Annotated in this window: 14 protein-coding genes, 1 pseudogene and 2 riboswitches; of the genes and pseudogenes, 5 read left to right on the top strand and 10 right to left on the bottom strand. The window is 69.6% G+C overall.

Annotation, left to right across the window (positions count from 1 at the left end):
* Window positions 1-58: 58 nt before the first annotated feature.
* The 3 genes from ACFJI0_RS07520 to ACFJI0_RS07510 are packed head-to-tail and all read right to left on the bottom strand — an operon-like array spanning window position 59 to window position 2,225.
* Window positions 59-478 (bottom strand): acyl-CoA thioesterase, encoded by a 420-nt coding sequence (locus tag ACFJI0_RS07520; RefSeq protein ID WP_382158955.1) that lies wholly within the window; start codon window positions 476-478, stop codon window positions 59-61.
* A 16-nt stretch (window positions 479-494) separates the two neighbouring features.
* Window positions 495-1,397, bottom strand: a complete 903-nt coding sequence (locus ACFJI0_RS07515) for a DMT family transporter (protein WP_382324038.1) — start codon at window positions 1,395-1,397, stop codon at window positions 495-497.
* Window positions 1,398-1,442: 45 nt separating this feature from the next.
* Complete coding sequence (locus ACFJI0_RS07510) at window positions 1,443-2,225, bottom strand: SDR family oxidoreductase (RefSeq protein ID WP_382158959.1); 783 nt, start codon at window positions 2,223-2,225, stop codon at window positions 1,443-1,445.
* Window positions 2,226-2,415: 190 nt separating this feature from the next.
* Between ACFJI0_RS07510 and ACFJI0_RS07505 the strand changes: the two are divergent.
* Window positions 2,416-4,102: pseudogene (locus tag ACFJI0_RS07505) on the top strand (electron transfer flavoprotein-ubiquinone oxidoreductase).
* Between the two features lie 6 nt (window positions 4,103-4,108).
* On the opposite strand, the gene ACFJI0_RS07500 reads toward ACFJI0_RS07505, so the two are convergent.
* From ACFJI0_RS07500 to ACFJI0_RS07475, 6 genes are read right to left on the bottom strand one after another with little or no spacing between them, the layout of a single operon-like run.
* Entirely contained in the window at window positions 4,109-5,086 is a 978-nt protein-coding gene (locus ACFJI0_RS07500; protein WP_382324036.1) for a Bug family tripartite tricarboxylate transporter substrate binding protein, read from the bottom strand.
* 25 nt (window positions 5,087-5,111) lie between these two features.
* On the bottom strand, window positions 5,112-5,759 hold the full coding sequence (locus ACFJI0_RS07495; protein WP_382324034.1) for a 2-dehydro-3-deoxy-6-phosphogalactonate aldolase: 648 nt from the start codon (window positions 5,757-5,759) through the stop codon (window positions 5,112-5,114).
* Window positions 5,756-6,676 (bottom strand): 2-dehydro-3-deoxygalactonokinase, encoded by a 921-nt coding sequence (locus tag ACFJI0_RS07490; RefSeq protein WP_382324032.1) that lies wholly within the window; start codon window positions 6,674-6,676, stop codon window positions 5,756-5,758. The genes ACFJI0_RS07495 and ACFJI0_RS07490 overlap by 4 nt, the downstream gene beginning before the upstream one ends.
* Entirely contained in the window at window positions 6,673-7,857 is a 1,185-nt protein-coding gene (locus ACFJI0_RS07485) for a mandelate racemase/muconate lactonizing enzyme family protein (protein WP_382324030.1), read from the bottom strand. Before ACFJI0_RS07485 ends, ACFJI0_RS07490 begins: the two co-directional genes overlap by 4 nt.
* Complete coding sequence (locus tag ACFJI0_RS07480) at window positions 7,854-8,663, bottom strand: dihydrodipicolinate synthase family protein (RefSeq protein ID WP_382324028.1); 810 nt, start codon at window positions 8,661-8,663, stop codon at window positions 7,854-7,856. Before ACFJI0_RS07480 ends, ACFJI0_RS07485 begins: the two co-directional genes overlap by 4 nt.
* The gene (locus ACFJI0_RS07475) at window positions 8,632-8,787 is read right to left on the bottom strand and encodes a dihydrodipicolinate synthase family protein (RefSeq protein ID WP_382324027.1); all 156 of its coding nucleotides are present in this window, start codon (window positions 8,785-8,787) and stop codon (window positions 8,632-8,634) included. The genes ACFJI0_RS07480 and ACFJI0_RS07475 overlap by 32 nt, the downstream gene beginning before the upstream one ends.
* Window positions 8,788-8,911: 124 nt before the next feature.
* Here ACFJI0_RS07475 and ACFJI0_RS07470 point away from each other — a divergent pair, with 124 nt between their 5' ends.
* The gene (locus ACFJI0_RS07470) at window positions 8,912-10,624 is read left to right on the top strand and encodes an SMP-30/gluconolactonase/LRE family protein (RefSeq protein WP_382324025.1); all 1,713 of its coding nucleotides are present in this window, start codon (window positions 8,912-8,914) and stop codon (window positions 10,622-10,624) included.
* A 32-nt stretch (window positions 10,625-10,656) separates the two neighbouring features.
* On the opposite strand, the gene ACFJI0_RS07465 is transcribed toward ACFJI0_RS07470, so the two are convergent.
* Entirely contained in the window at window positions 10,657-10,998 is a 342-nt protein-coding gene (locus tag ACFJI0_RS07465; RefSeq protein WP_382324023.1) for a hypothetical protein, read from the bottom strand.
* On the opposite strand from ACFJI0_RS07465, the gene ACFJI0_RS07460 reads away from it, so the two are divergent.
* The 3 genes from ACFJI0_RS07460 to gcvH all read left to right on the top strand — a co-directional run bounded on the left by ACFJI0_RS07460 (window position 10,997) and on the right by gcvH (window position 13,080).
* Window positions 10,997-11,221 carry a hypothetical protein gene (locus ACFJI0_RS07460; RefSeq protein ID WP_382324021.1) on the top strand — a complete coding sequence of 75 codons (225 nt, stop codon included), beginning with the start codon at window positions 10,997-10,999 and terminating at the stop codon, window positions 11,219-11,221. The genes ACFJI0_RS07465 and ACFJI0_RS07460 overlap by 2 nt on opposite strands.
* A gap of 31 nt (window positions 11,222-11,252) precedes the next feature.
* Window positions 11,253-11,367, top strand: a riboswitch (glycine riboswitch).
* Window positions 11,368-11,379: 12 nt separating this feature from the next.
* A riboswitch (glycine riboswitch) is annotated at window positions 11,380-11,484 on the top strand.
* A gap of 5 nt (window positions 11,485-11,489) precedes the next feature.
* The gene (gcvT, locus tag ACFJI0_RS07455; RefSeq protein WP_382324019.1) at window positions 11,490-12,674 is read left to right on the top strand and encodes a glycine cleavage system aminomethyltransferase GcvT; all 1,185 of its coding nucleotides are present in this window, start codon (window positions 11,490-11,492) and stop codon (window positions 12,672-12,674) included.
* 37 nt (window positions 12,675-12,711) lie between these two features.
* Entirely contained in the window at window positions 12,712-13,080 is a 369-nt protein-coding gene (gene gcvH, locus ACFJI0_RS07450) for a glycine cleavage system protein GcvH (protein ID WP_382324017.1), read from the top strand.
* Window position 13,081 lies beyond the last annotated feature (1 nt).

Raw genomic sequence — 13,081 nt, 5'->3', positions numbered from 1 at the left:
AGGCACGCGCGCGCCGCCTGTGTGCAAGCATTTGTGTGTGCGCCAGCGCACACAGCGATCAGCTCAGATGCGCGCGCAGCCAGTCGGGAATCGGGGCCGACTTCTTCAGCGGGAAGTTCACCCACACGGTGGTCGCACCGCCGGCCGCGTACACGGTGTCGGGGTCGTCGCTGCGCGAGAGCGTGCACCAGCTCTCGAAGCTGCTGCGACCCACATCGCTCACGTACATGGTGGCGATCACATCGCCCGGGTATTCGAGCTGCCGGTAGAAGTTGCAGAAGGCGTTGGCGATCACCGGCCCTTCGCCGCCCGGATCGGGCGGGCAGCCGATGGAGTGCATCCAGTCGATGCGGATGATCTCCAGGTAGCGGAAATAGATCGTGTTGTTCACGTGGTTCATGCCGTCCATGTCGCCCCAGCGGATGGGGATGGTCATGCTGAACACGCGCTTCTTCTGTTCGGGGATGTCGAGTTTCATGGGGTTGGGGTGGTCGTCAGCGGTGCGCCTTGATCGACGCGAGGATGCCGAGCACGAACAGCACGCAGGCCGTCCATTGCAGGGCAGCGGGCCACTGGGCGCTCCAGGCGAAGGTGTAGATCAGGCCGAACACGGTCTCGCTCACGATGAGCTGGCCCGCCAGGCTCGGGCTCAGGCGGCGGCTGGCCATGTTCCAGAGCACCGAGGCGATCCAGGCCGAGCCGATGCCGGTGACCGCGCAGACGATCAGGAACATGCCGAAGCCCGGGCGCTGCACCAGGGTGTCCACCTCGGTCCCGGCCACGGCCCAGATGCCCAGCGCGCCCAGGCCCGCCGCCACGCCCAGCCAGTTGGCCCACACGGTGGAGTTCACTTCCGGGTGGCGGCTCAGCCAGCGCGCGTTCAGCAGACCGAACGCGGTCCACGAGGCCATGGCCAGCACGGCATAGAAGATGCCGAGCCAGAGGTTCGCACCGCCGCCCGCCTCGCCACCGCCATGCGCCGTCACCCGCATCATCAGCGCCAGGCCCGCCAGGGTCAGCAGCAGCCCCGGCACCAGCGCGCGCCAGCGCAGGCCCTGCGGCTTGCCCAGCAACATGATCCAGATCGGGATGGTGCCGATGATCAGCACCGGCAGCGCCGCGCCCGCCGCCTGGATCGCCAGCACCAGCAGCAGGTAGTAGCCGGTGTAACCCAGCAGGCTCAACCACAGCGCGGCGCCCGCCTGGCGCCAGGTCGGCAGGTGCGCCTCGCCGCGCAGCCCGGCCCACGCCAGCAGCAGCACCGACAACAGGCCGCAGGCCAGGAAACGGCCCACCGTGAGATCGATCGAGCTGAAGCCCGGCGTGAGCAGGGGCGCCAGAAAGGCCGTGCCCCAGAAAGCCCCCGCGCCCAGCCCTGCCAGAATGCCGGTCACCATGCCCGGCGGCCAGCCCGAAGGCCGGCCCAACACCGCTGCCGTCATCTAAGCCCCGAAACCGTCGTCGGCGGCAATGACCGCACCGTTCACGAAATGGCTTTCGCTCGAACACAGCATGACCAGCAGCGCGTCCAGGTCGGCCGGCGAGCCGACGCGCTTGCGCGGCAGCATGTTGATGAGTTTCTGTCCCTGCTCGGTCTGCCAGTGGTGGTGGTTGAGTTCGGTGTCGATGTAGCCCGGGCAGATCGCGTTCACGTTGATGCCGAAGCGGCCCCACTCGATCGCCATCGCCTTGGTCATCTGCACCACGGCGGCCTTGCTCATGCAGTACACGCCGATCTGTGGCAGCACCTTGAGCCCGGCCATGGACGCGATGTTGACGATGCGCCCGCCCACGTAGGTGCCCGGCGCCGCGCCGTTGGCGCGCGCCAGCATGCGCCGGCCCACTTCCTGCGCCACGAAGAACGCGCCCTTGGTGTTGGTGTCGAAGACGAAGTCGTAGTCTTCCTCCGTCACGTCCTGCAGGCGCTGCGTGGTGCTCACGCCCGAGTTGTTGACCAGGATGTCGATCGCGCCGACCTCGGTCTCGGCGTGCGCCACCGCCGCCTTGATCGACGCCGTGTCGGTCACATCCATCGCCACCACGTGCGCGTCGCCGCCGGCGGCCTCGATGTGCGCGCGCAGCGCCATCAGGCGGTCGGTGCGGCGGCTGGCCAGCACCACGGCCGCGCCCGCGCGCGCCAGCGTCTTGGCGAACTGTTCACCGAGCCCACCGGACGCCCCGGTGATCAGGGCCACGCGACCCGACAAGTCCAGGCTGTATGCCATGAGAGAACCTCCTCTAAAGTGGTTGGATTCTGCGGGCATTCGCGCACCGCGCGGGCCAACGAGGCCCTATGCGACAGGATTGTGCGCCCTGGGCCACTAAAATCGGTCTCGACCACGACACCGGCATGACTCCATGCATTGCCGTCATGAAAATCCCCGGGCGCCCGCCCGACAGAGTGAGACCCTCGACATGACCCCCGAAGAAATCCTCAGCACCTACGGCCCGCGCGAAGCCATGGAGTACGACGTGGTCGTGGTCGGTGGCGGCCCCGGCGGCCTGGCCACGGCGATCCGGCTCAAGCAGATCGCCGCCGAAAAAGGCGGCGAGATCAACGTCTGCGTGCTCGAAAAAGGCTCGGAGCCCGGCGCGCACATCCTCAGCGGCGCGGTGATGGACCCCAAGGCCCTCAACGAGCTGCTGCCCAACTGGAAGGCCGACGGCGCGCCGCTCAACCAGCCTGTCACCGACGACAAGCTGCTCTGGCTGACCGAAAAAGGCGCCATCGACACGCCCAAGTTCCTGATCCCCAACAACTTCCACAACGAAGGCAACTACGTCGTCGGCCTGGGCAACGTGGTCAAGTGGATGGCCCAGCAGGCCGAGAACCTCGGCGTGGAGATCTTCCCCGGCTTCGCGGCCGCCGAGGTGCTGTACAACGACGACGGCTCCGTCAAGGGCGTTGCGCACCGGCAACCTGGGCGTGGGCAAGGACGGCGAGCCGACCGACAACTTCCAGCTCGGCATGGAGCTGCACGCGAAGTACACCGTCTTCGCCGAAGGCTCGCGCGGTCACCTGGGCAAGCGCCTGATCGCCCAATTCCACCTCGACGAAGGCAAGGACCCGCAGGCCTACGCCATCGGCGTGAAGGAACTGTGGGAAATCGACCCCGCCAGGCACCAGCCCGGCCTGGTGATCCACACCGCCGGCTGGCCCATGAAGGACGACACCTACGGTGGAGGCTTCATGTACCACCTGGAAGACAACAAGGTCACGCTGGGCCTGGTCACCGGCCTGAACTACAGCAACCCCTGGCTCAGCCCGTTCGAGGAAATGCAGCGCTGGAAGACGCACCCGCGCATCCGCGCCTTCCTCGAAGGCGGCAAGCGCATCAGCTACGGCGCGCGCGCCATCACCACCGGTGGCCTCATGAGCCTGCCGCAGACCACCTTCCCCGGTGGCGCCCTGGTCGGTTGTGACGCGGGCTACCTCAACGGCGCGCGCATCAAGGGCAGCCACGCCGCCATCAAGAGCGGCATGCTCTGCGCCGAAGCCGCCTTCGAGGCCGTGCAGGCCGGCCGCCAGCACGACGAACTCAAGGCCTACCCGGTCGCCTTCGGCAAGAGCTGGCTGCGCGAAGAGCTGGACGCCTCGCGCAACTTCAAGTCCTGGTTCAAGTACGGCAACATCGTCGGCGGCCTCATGGTCGGCATCGAACACTGGCTGCTGCCCCGCCTGGGCTTCAAGGCCCCGCCGTGGTCGCTGCACCGCGAGAAGGCCGACCACCTCTACCTCAAGCCGGCCGCCGAGTGCGAGCAGATCGTCTACCCCAAGCCCGATGGCAAGCTCACCTTCGACCGCCTGGGCAGCGTCTTCGTCAGCAACACCAACCACGAAGAGCACCAGCCGGCCCACCTCACGCTGAAAGACGCCAGCGTGCCGGTGAGGATCAACCTCGCCAAGTACGCCGGCCCCGAAGCCCGCTACTGCCCGGCCGGCGTGTACGAGTTCGTGAAGAACCCCGACAACACCGACCGCCTGCAGATCAACGCGCAGAACTGCGTGCACTGCAAGACCTGCGACATCAAGGACCCGACGCAGAACATCGTCTGGGTCACGCCCGAAGGCGGCGGCGGTCCGAACTACGCCGGCATGTAAGCCAGCTCACTCCAGCTTGATGCCGCGGCTCTTGACCACGTCGCCCCAGCGCGCGGTCTCGGAAGCGATGAAGTCGCGCAGTTGCGCCGGCGTGGCGATCTCGGGCGTGACGCCAAAACCCGCGAAGCGCTCGCGCACGCTTTCCTGCTGCAAGGCCGCGCGCAGTTGCGTGCCCAGGCGCTCCACCCCGGCCGCGGGCACATTGCGCGCCGCGAACAGCGCGGCCCAGCCGGTGATCACGAACTCGGGGCCCTGGGTGTTGAGGGTCTTCACACCGGGCAGCGAGGCCACCGGCTTGCTCGATGTCACGGCAATGGCGCGCAGGCGGCCGTCCTGGATCAACGGCAGCGCCACCGGCAGGTTCATCACACCCATCGAGATGGTCCCGGCCACCACGTCGGGGATCAGCTGCGCGTCGCCCTTGTAGGGCACCGCCAGCAGCTTCAGACCCAGTTTTCGGTTGAGCAGTTCGGTGGTCAGGTGCGACAGCGTGCCCACGCCGCTGTTGCCGGCCGTGAGCTCGCCACCCTTGCCACGCGCGACCAGGTCGTCCAGCGACTTCAGCGGCGAATTGGCGGGCACGGCGAACACCAGGGGCTGCGAGGAGATCATGCCCACGGGCTGCAGGTCGCGCTGCACGTCGTAGCCCAGGTCGCTGCGCAGCGCGGGCAGGATGGTCATCGTCGTGCTGCCCATCAGCAGCATGTGGTCGTCGTTGCTGTGCGTCACCACCTGCGTGCCCGGGATGCCGCCGCCACCGGCGCGGTTCTCCACCACGAGCGGCTGGCCGATCTGCGGGCCGATGATCTCCGCCAGGATGCGCACCGAGCCGTTGCCCGCGCCGCCCGGCGCAAAAGGCACGATGACGGTCACGGGCTTGGTGGGCCAGCTCGCCTGAGCCCAGGCACGGGCGGGCAGCACACCCGAGGCCACCACGGCGGCCGAGGCCGCGAGCAGCGTGCGGCGGTTGAATCGTTGGTTCATCACTTCATCTCCTGGTTGTGTTGTATCAGTCCGGCTGGCCCTGCCAGCGCGCGACAAACTCGCGCGCGCGTTGAGCGGCCTCGGCCGCCGGTGTGCCCGGCGCATAGAGCGCCGAGCCGATGCCCGCGCCGCTGGCGCCCGCAGCCTTGAAGGCCGGCAGGTTCTCCAGGTTGACGCCGCCCACGCTGAACATCGGGGTGGCGCGCGGGAACACCGCGCGCCAGGCCTTGATGACCGCAGGACCGAGCAGCTCACCCGGGAACAGCTTGAGCGCGTCGGCACCTGCATCGAGCGCGTCGAAGCCCTCGCTGACCGTGCCCACGCCCGGCATCGAATAGAGGGCGTGCGCCCGGGTGCGCCGCACCACGGGCGCGTGGAAGTTGGGCGAGAGCACGAGTTGCGCGCCCGCCGCCGCGACAGCGTCGACATCCTGTTCGCGCAGCACGGTGCCCGCGCCGATCACCGCCTCGCCCGCGAGCGCCTGGACCAGCAGGCGGATGCTCTCCAGCGGCTCGGGCGAGTTGAGCGGCACTTCGATCACGCCGATGCCCGCGGCGTGCAGCGCACGGCCGACCGCCACCGCCTCGGGCGGTGTGATGCCGCGCAGGATGGCGACCAGCGGTCGGGCCGCGAGCGCCTGTGCGACCCGTTCGCTCGCGCTGCGCGCGCTCATGGCGCGCGCTCCAGCAGACCGGCCTGCCGCGCCACGCGCCACTGGCCGCGCGTGGTCGCACCGTCGGCGGCGCGCGTGCTCGCGATGCCCGCGAGTGCAAGCGCCTTCGCATAGCGTTCGCACAGGCCGTCGTCGCCCAGCAGCACCACCTCGAGCGGGCGCTCGGTGCGCGTGGCGCTCGCGATCTCGATGCCCATGAGGATGCCCGACAGATAGTCAGGCAGGCCCTCGGGCGCGATGCGGCCCATCAGGCCAGCGGTGCGCGCGGCAAAGATCACGTGGGTGGCGTTGTCGCTCTGCGCCAGGCCGAGCCGAACGCCGGCCTCGAAAGCCTGCGGCGCGGCATGGCCGAACGCCATGAGGCGGCCCAGGATGCCGTGCTGGGTCAGCAGGCCGTAGAGCTCGCCGGTCATGTAGGTGGAAAAGCGCGTGACCTGGCCGGCCTCGCCAAGCCAGGCCCACTTGGCGTGGGTGCCAGGCAGCACGCAGCAGCTGCCGGCGGCGAGGTCGGCGCCCCACATCTGCGTCTCTTCGCCGCGCATCACGTCGTCCTGGCCGTCGGCGTTGCGGCAGGTCAGGCCCGGCACGATGTGCAGCGACACCCCCGGCAGCACGTCCACACGCGTGAGGCGTGCGGCGGCCTCGCCGATGCCCGCAGGGCAGCCGAGGTAGTCGGCCTCTTTCCAGCCCTGGCGGCTGCCGATCATGCCGCTGGCGATCAGCGCGCCCGCGCGCTGCCCGATCCAGTCGCCGCACAGCGACAGCAGGGCATCGGCGAAACGGCCGTCCTTCACGGCCATGACGCCGCCAGGCGCGGCGCGCGTCTCGATCGCTTCGCCGGCCGCATCGAGCAGGCTGGCGCGCAGGTTGGAGGTACCCCAGTCGATGGCGATGAGGGCGGAGGGGGAAGCGGTCATGAAATGGGGGCTTTCTTGCGCAGGAAGGACCAGAGCGTGGCATTGGGTTCGATGCCCAGCCCCGGCCCGTCGGGAACGATGAACGCGCCGCTTTCGCAGCGCATGGTGGTGTCGACGAACCGCAGGTTGCGATCGAACACCGAGTGCTGGTACTCGTGCATGGGCACGTTGGGCAGCGACGCCGAGGCGTGCAGGCTCGCGGCCTGGAAGATGCCCACGCCAATGCTCGCGTGCGGAATCACGCGCATGTGGAAAGCGTGCGCCATGCGGCCGATCTGCATGAACTGGCTCACGCCCGTGTGGCCCATCTCGGGCTGCACGATCGACATCGCGCGGCGCTCGAAGCGCGGCAGCGCCTCGTGCACCGAGCGCCACTCCTCGCCCAGCGCCACCGGCACGCGCACGGCGGCGGCCACACGCGCCTGGCCTTCGAGATCCTCGGCGGCGCACGGCGCCTCGACAAAGTACGGAGCGAAGGGCGCGAGCCGATCGATGAGCTGGATCGCCTCGCCCGCATCGAACTTCCAGTGCAGATCGACCATCAGCTTCGCGCGCGGCCCCAGCGCTTCGCGCAGCGCGCGCATCTCATCGACGATGCCCTCGAACGACACCGCCGCCGCGTACTTGAACGCGGTGAACCCGCGCGCCGCGAAATCGCGCGCCAGCGCCACCTTGTCGGCGAGTGTCCTGCCCGGCAGGCCTGAAACGTAGGCCGGCACGCGCACCGTGCGCTGGCCGCCCAGCAGCTTGCGCACGGGCAGGCCAGAGAGCTTGCCGGCGAGGTCCCACAACGCGATGTCGATGCCCGCGATGGCGTCGCCCCAGAAGCCGCCCGAGGCCCCACGCACGCGCATGAGGTCGTAGAGGTCCTCGTGGATGGCGGTCGCATCGCGCGGGTCGCGCCCGAGGATCACCGGCCCGAGCACGTCGTCGATCAGGGCCGTGACCGCCTCGGGTGCGACGATGCCGTAGGTCTCGCCCCAACCCCAGGTGCCCTCCTCGGCCGTCACCTTGATCAGCACCGACATGTCGGTGCTCGGGTAGATCGTGCGGTTGCCCTGGCGCACCAGGTAGCCGCGCGCGTTGACCTGCTCGCCCTCACCCAGCGGGCCGAGGTAGGGCGTGTCGCGCGGCAGCGAGACCACGAAAGTCTCGACCGCAGCGATGCGCGGCCCACTCATCCCGCGCGCCTCCGCAGCGGGTGCGTGGGCAACAACAGGTCCTGCAAGTCACCCAGGAAGGCGTCCACGTCGGCCTTGTCCAGCGCGTCCAGGCGCGGGCCGGCCGCGCGCTGGTGCTCGCACGGCAGCAGGCCGCGGGCACTCAGCACGTACTTGGTGAGCGACCAGCGGAACACCGCCTGCACGTTGAGGATGGGCAGCATCCGCGTGAACAGTTCGCGCACACGCGCCGCGTCGCCCGCGCGGTGGGCCTTGAACAGCGCCACATGCACTTCGGCCAGCTCGATCGCCGGCATGGTGCCGGCCGCGCCGCGCCGCAGTTCGTCGGTGATGTAGCGCCCACCCGCGCCGCCGAACACCCCCACCAGGCTGGCCGGGCCGCGCTCGCGCAGCACCGTCAGGCGCTGGCCGCTGGGCAGGGTCTCTTCCTTCACGTAGCGGATCGCCTGAACGACGGCCGCCACTTCCACGATCGCCTCGGGGTCGAGGCCGGCCCCCACTGGCTGCGGCACGTTCTGCAGCACCAGCACCGCGCCCGGCACGGCCGCCGACACCTCGCGGAAGTACTCGACCTGGGTGCGCACCGTCGGGCGGTCCGGCGGTACGGCCACCATCAGCGCGGCCGCGCCCTGCGCGATCGCGGCCCGCGCCAGCTCGATCGTGGTGGCCGCCTGGGCGCTGGACACCCCCGCCACCACCGGCACCCGGCCCGCCACTTCCTCCAGCACGGCGGCAGTCAGCGACAGGCGCTCGGGCACGCTGAGCTGGCCAACTTCACTGCGCGACGCCCGGGTAGGTGATGCCATCCACACCCGCTTCAAGCAGGTAGCGCACCAGGCCGCGCAGGGCCTGCGCGTCCGGTTGGCCGGCGGCGTCGAAAGGCGTGGGGAGAACGGGGTAGACCCCGGCAAGCGATGCAGGTGATGTCACGTCGTGAATCCAATTTGTTCCGTTGAATGGAACTTCAATTGTAGATCTCGCGGTGTTTCACAAACAAGTTCCATTCATTGGTACTTACCCTGGGTTGACCTCCCCTAGAATTCCCGCACCCGCCATGTCAGAAACCGCTCACCCCGCCTCGACCTCCGCCACCACCGCCCCGGGCCTGGGGGTGCTGGAGAAAGCCATGGCCGTGCTCAATCTGGTGTCGGCGGCGCGCGCGCCCATGACGTTCACGCAACTGCAGCGCGCCTCGGCCCTGCCCAAAGCCACGCTGCACCGCATGCTGGGCACGCTGGTGCGCGAAGGCCTGCTGCGCCACGACAGCTACAACAAGACCTTCCTGCTCGGGTTCCGGTTGCTGGAACTGGCGCACGAGGTCTGGAGCGATTTCGATCTGCGCGTGGCGGCCCAGGACGAACTGGTGCGCCTGCGCAACGCGTTCGACGAAAGCGTGCAACTGGTGGTGCTCAGTGGCGAACAGATGGTGGTGGTGGCAAGCGAGGACGCTGGCCGCGAACCGCAGGTCGCCTCCAAGGTGGGCATGCGCCTGCCCCTACACGCCAGCGCGGCCGGCAAGGCGATCGCGGCCTGCCTGGCGCCCGCGCAGCAGGCCCAGCTGTTGGCCGCCTCGCTGCTGGAGCGCTTCACCGAGCACACCATCGTGGACAACGAGGCGCTGCGGGCCGAGCTCGACCTCACCCGCGCACGCGGCTACGCGCTGGAAGTGGGTGAATACGACGCCGAGCGCGTGAGCGTGGCCGCGCCGGTGTTCGACTACGAGGGCCGCGCCATCGGGGCCGTGGCCGTGACGGCCAGCGCGGCGCAGCTGGATGCGCGGCGCGCGCACAGCCTGTCGGCCGAGCTGATCGGCGCGGCCCGCACCATCACGCACAGCGCGGCGGGCCAGCCGATGTCGCTGCTGGCGCACACCGAGCCCCCCGCGGCGCCCACGCCCGAGGTGCATGCCATCGGCGAGGCGCGGGCGCTGCTGGGCGAAGGCCCGGTCTGGTCGCCCCGCGACAACGCGCTGTACTGGGTGGACATCCTCGCGCCGGCCATCCACCAGCTCGACGCCGCCAGCGGGGTGCCGCGCGAAACACCGCTGGGCGCCATGGTGAGCATGGTCGTGCCCATGGCCTCCGGTGGTCTGCTGCTCGCCACGCCCTCGGGCCTGATGGCCATGGCGCCCGACTCGGGCCGCATGACCCTGTTCGCCCACCCCGAATCCGCCCGCCCGGGCAACCGCTACAACGACGGCAAGTGCGACCGGCGCGGCCGGCTGTGGGTCAGCTCCATGGACATGGGCGCCATGGCCAACCGGGGCAACCTCTTTCGCGTCGATCCGGATGGCAGCTGGGAGAAGGTCGACAGCGGCTTCACCGTGCCCAACGGCCTGGGTTTCAGCCCCGACAACACGCGGATGTATTTCACCGACACCTTCCGCAAGACCATCTACGAATACGACTTCGACCTCGCGGCCGGCCGCATCGCGAACCGCCGCCCCCTCGTGGTCTTCGGCGCGGGCGAAGGCAAACCCGACGGCCTGACGGTGGATGCCGAGGGCTGCCTCTGGGTGGCCGTGTGGGACGGCTGGGAACTGGCGCGCTTCGGCCCCGACGGCCGCGAGCTGATGCGGGTGCGCCTGCCGGTGCCACGGCCCACCAGCTGCTGCTTTGGCGGCGCCGACCTCGGCACGCTCTATGTGACCAGCGCTTCGGTGCGGCTGGGCTCGCAGGCGCTGGCCAGCGCACCGCTGTCGGGCGCGCTGTTTGCCCTGGAAGTGCCGGGCGTGCGCGGCCTGCCGGAAACCACGTTCGCCGGCTGAAACCGACCGCAGGCCGGTTACCTGCGCGGTGTTCACCGCGCCGTCACATGGGCTGTCCACAGTGCAGGCTCCGTGAACGACGCCGAGATGCCATGCTGAACAAGACCCAGAAGGGCCGCGCCGAGCTGCGACCCGGGCAACGCCAACTCGCGCAGCGCGAGCGCGCCCTGCTGCTGCTGGCCGATGGCCGCAAACCCGATGCCGAGCTGTTCGCCCTGTTCGAGGGCCAGGGCCCCACGCTCGCGGCCGACCTGATCTCGCGCGGCTACCTTGTGGACGAAGCACCACCGCCGCCCCGCACGCCGGCCAACACCCCCGCCCACCGTCTCCGCCGACGCCTTTTCCGGCCCCCGCTCGCTCGCCAGCGCGCGCATGTTCCTGTTCGACCTGAGCGAGCGCATGTTCGCCCCGCGCGACAAGGCCATGGCCCAGCGCTACCGCGACGCCCTGCGCGAAGCGCGCGACGTGGGCGACATGCTGGCCGTCAGCCGGGCCATGATGGCCGACGTGGAGCGCCTGGCCGGCAGCGAACGCGCCGACGGCATCCGCGAGCGGCTGGCCCGCCTGCTGCCCGAATCGGCCCTGGAAACGCCCTGAAACACCGGCCCGCCGGACGCCGTGCGATACACTCGCCGGGTCAGGAGAGAAGCCGATCCGGTCCCCGGAGAAGGCTCGCCGAAGGCGCAGGCGGCACCGCACACCGGGTGCCCTGAACGCTCAGGCAAAAGGACTGGCAAACACGGGCCGCGAGGCCGGTGTACCCCCCTGGAGAGAGGCCGTTCCTCGAAGCGGCCCACCGAAGGAGCAAGCGCGGCATCGCCCGCGTGAATCTCTCAGGTAAAGCGGACAGTGGGGCAGCGCACGGATGAACCGTGTTTCGCCCCACCGGGGCCTGCCCCCTTGCCTGAAAGCCTCTGCCGTGCCCGCTGCCGCCGCCCCGCTTCTCCAGACCCCGCTGCACAAGCTCCACGTCGAACTGGGCGCCCGCATGGTGCCCTTCGCCGGCTACGACATGCCGGTGCAGTACCCCACCGGCCTCATGGCCGAACACCACCACACCCGCAAGGCCGCCGGCCTGTTCGACGTCTCGCACATGGGCCAGCTGCGCCTGGTCGGGCCCGACGCCCCCGCCGCCTTCGAGACGCTCATGCCGGTGGACGTGATCGACCTCGGCGTGGGCAAGCAGCGCTACGGCCTGCTGCTCAACGACGAGGGCGGCATCATCGACGACCTGATGTTCGTCAACCGCGGGCACGACCTCTTCGTCATCGTCAACGGCGCCTGCAAGGCTGGTGACATCGCGCACATCCAGGCGCGCATCGGCTCGCGCTGCGAAGTCATCCCCCTGCCCGACCGCGCCCTGCTCGCGCTGCAGGGCCCGCTGGCGGTGGACGTGCTGCAGCGCCTCGTGCCCGGCGTCGAAAAACTGATCTTCATGACCGGCTCGCCCTTCCAGTGGCACGGTGCCGACCTCTTCGTCACCCGCAGTGGCTACACCGGCGAAGACGGCTTCGAAATCTCCCTGCCCGGCGACCGCGCCGACCAGTTCGTGCGCACCCTGCTGGCCCAGCCCGAAGTGATGCCCATCGGCCTGGGCGCGCGCAACTCGCTGCGCCTCGAAGCCGGCCTGTGCCTCTACGGCAACGACATCGACACCACCACCACCCCGGTGGAAGCCGGGCTCAACTGGGCCATGCAGAAAGTGCGCCGCACCGGCGGCGCGCGCGCGGGCGGCTTCCCCGGCGCGGCGCGCGTGCTCGCGCAGCTCGACGGCAGCGAACCGCTGACCCGCAAGCGCGTGGGCCTGATCGCCCAGGAATGGGTGCCCGTGCGCGAGAACGTCGAACTGCAGAACACCAGTGGCGAGGTGATCGGCAAGACCTCCAGCGGCCTCATCGGCCCCAGCGCCAACAAGCCCATCGCCATCGGCTACGTCACACCCGAACACGCCGCCCTGGGCACGCCCGTGGTGGCGATGGTGCGCGGCAAACCCGTGCCCATGGAAGTCAGCGCCATGCCCTTCGTGCCCAACCGATACTTCCGCGGCTGATCTCACTTTTTTCGTTTCTTTTTTCAGGAGCTTTTTCATGACCACCAAGTACACCGAAGACCACGAATGGATCACCGTTGACGGCGGCATCGCCACCGTCGGCATCACCGTGCACGCGCAGGACGCGCTGGGCGACGTGGTGTTCGTCGACCTGCCCGAAGTCGGCAAGAGCTTCGCGCAAAAGGAAGTGGCCGGCGTGGTCGAGTCTGTGAAGGCCGCGGCCGACGTGTACATGCCCGTCAGCGGCGAAGTCACCGAAGTCAACGAAGCCCTGCGCGCCGACCCGTCGCTGCGCAACACCGACCCGCTCAAGGCCGGCTGGTTCTTCAAGGTCAAGCTCTCCGACCCGGCCCAGGTCGACGCCCTGCTGGACGAGACCGCCTACAACACCTTCGCCAACGCCTGAT

The sequence above is a fragment of the Hydrogenophaga sp. UC242_53 genome (genome assembly GCF_042696965.1).
GTDB lineage: Bacteria > Pseudomonadota > Gammaproteobacteria > Burkholderiales > Burkholderiaceae_C > Hydrogenophaga.
Note: the sequence above shows the minus strand (reverse complement) of the source record. Positions and strands in the feature narration are given on the sequence as shown.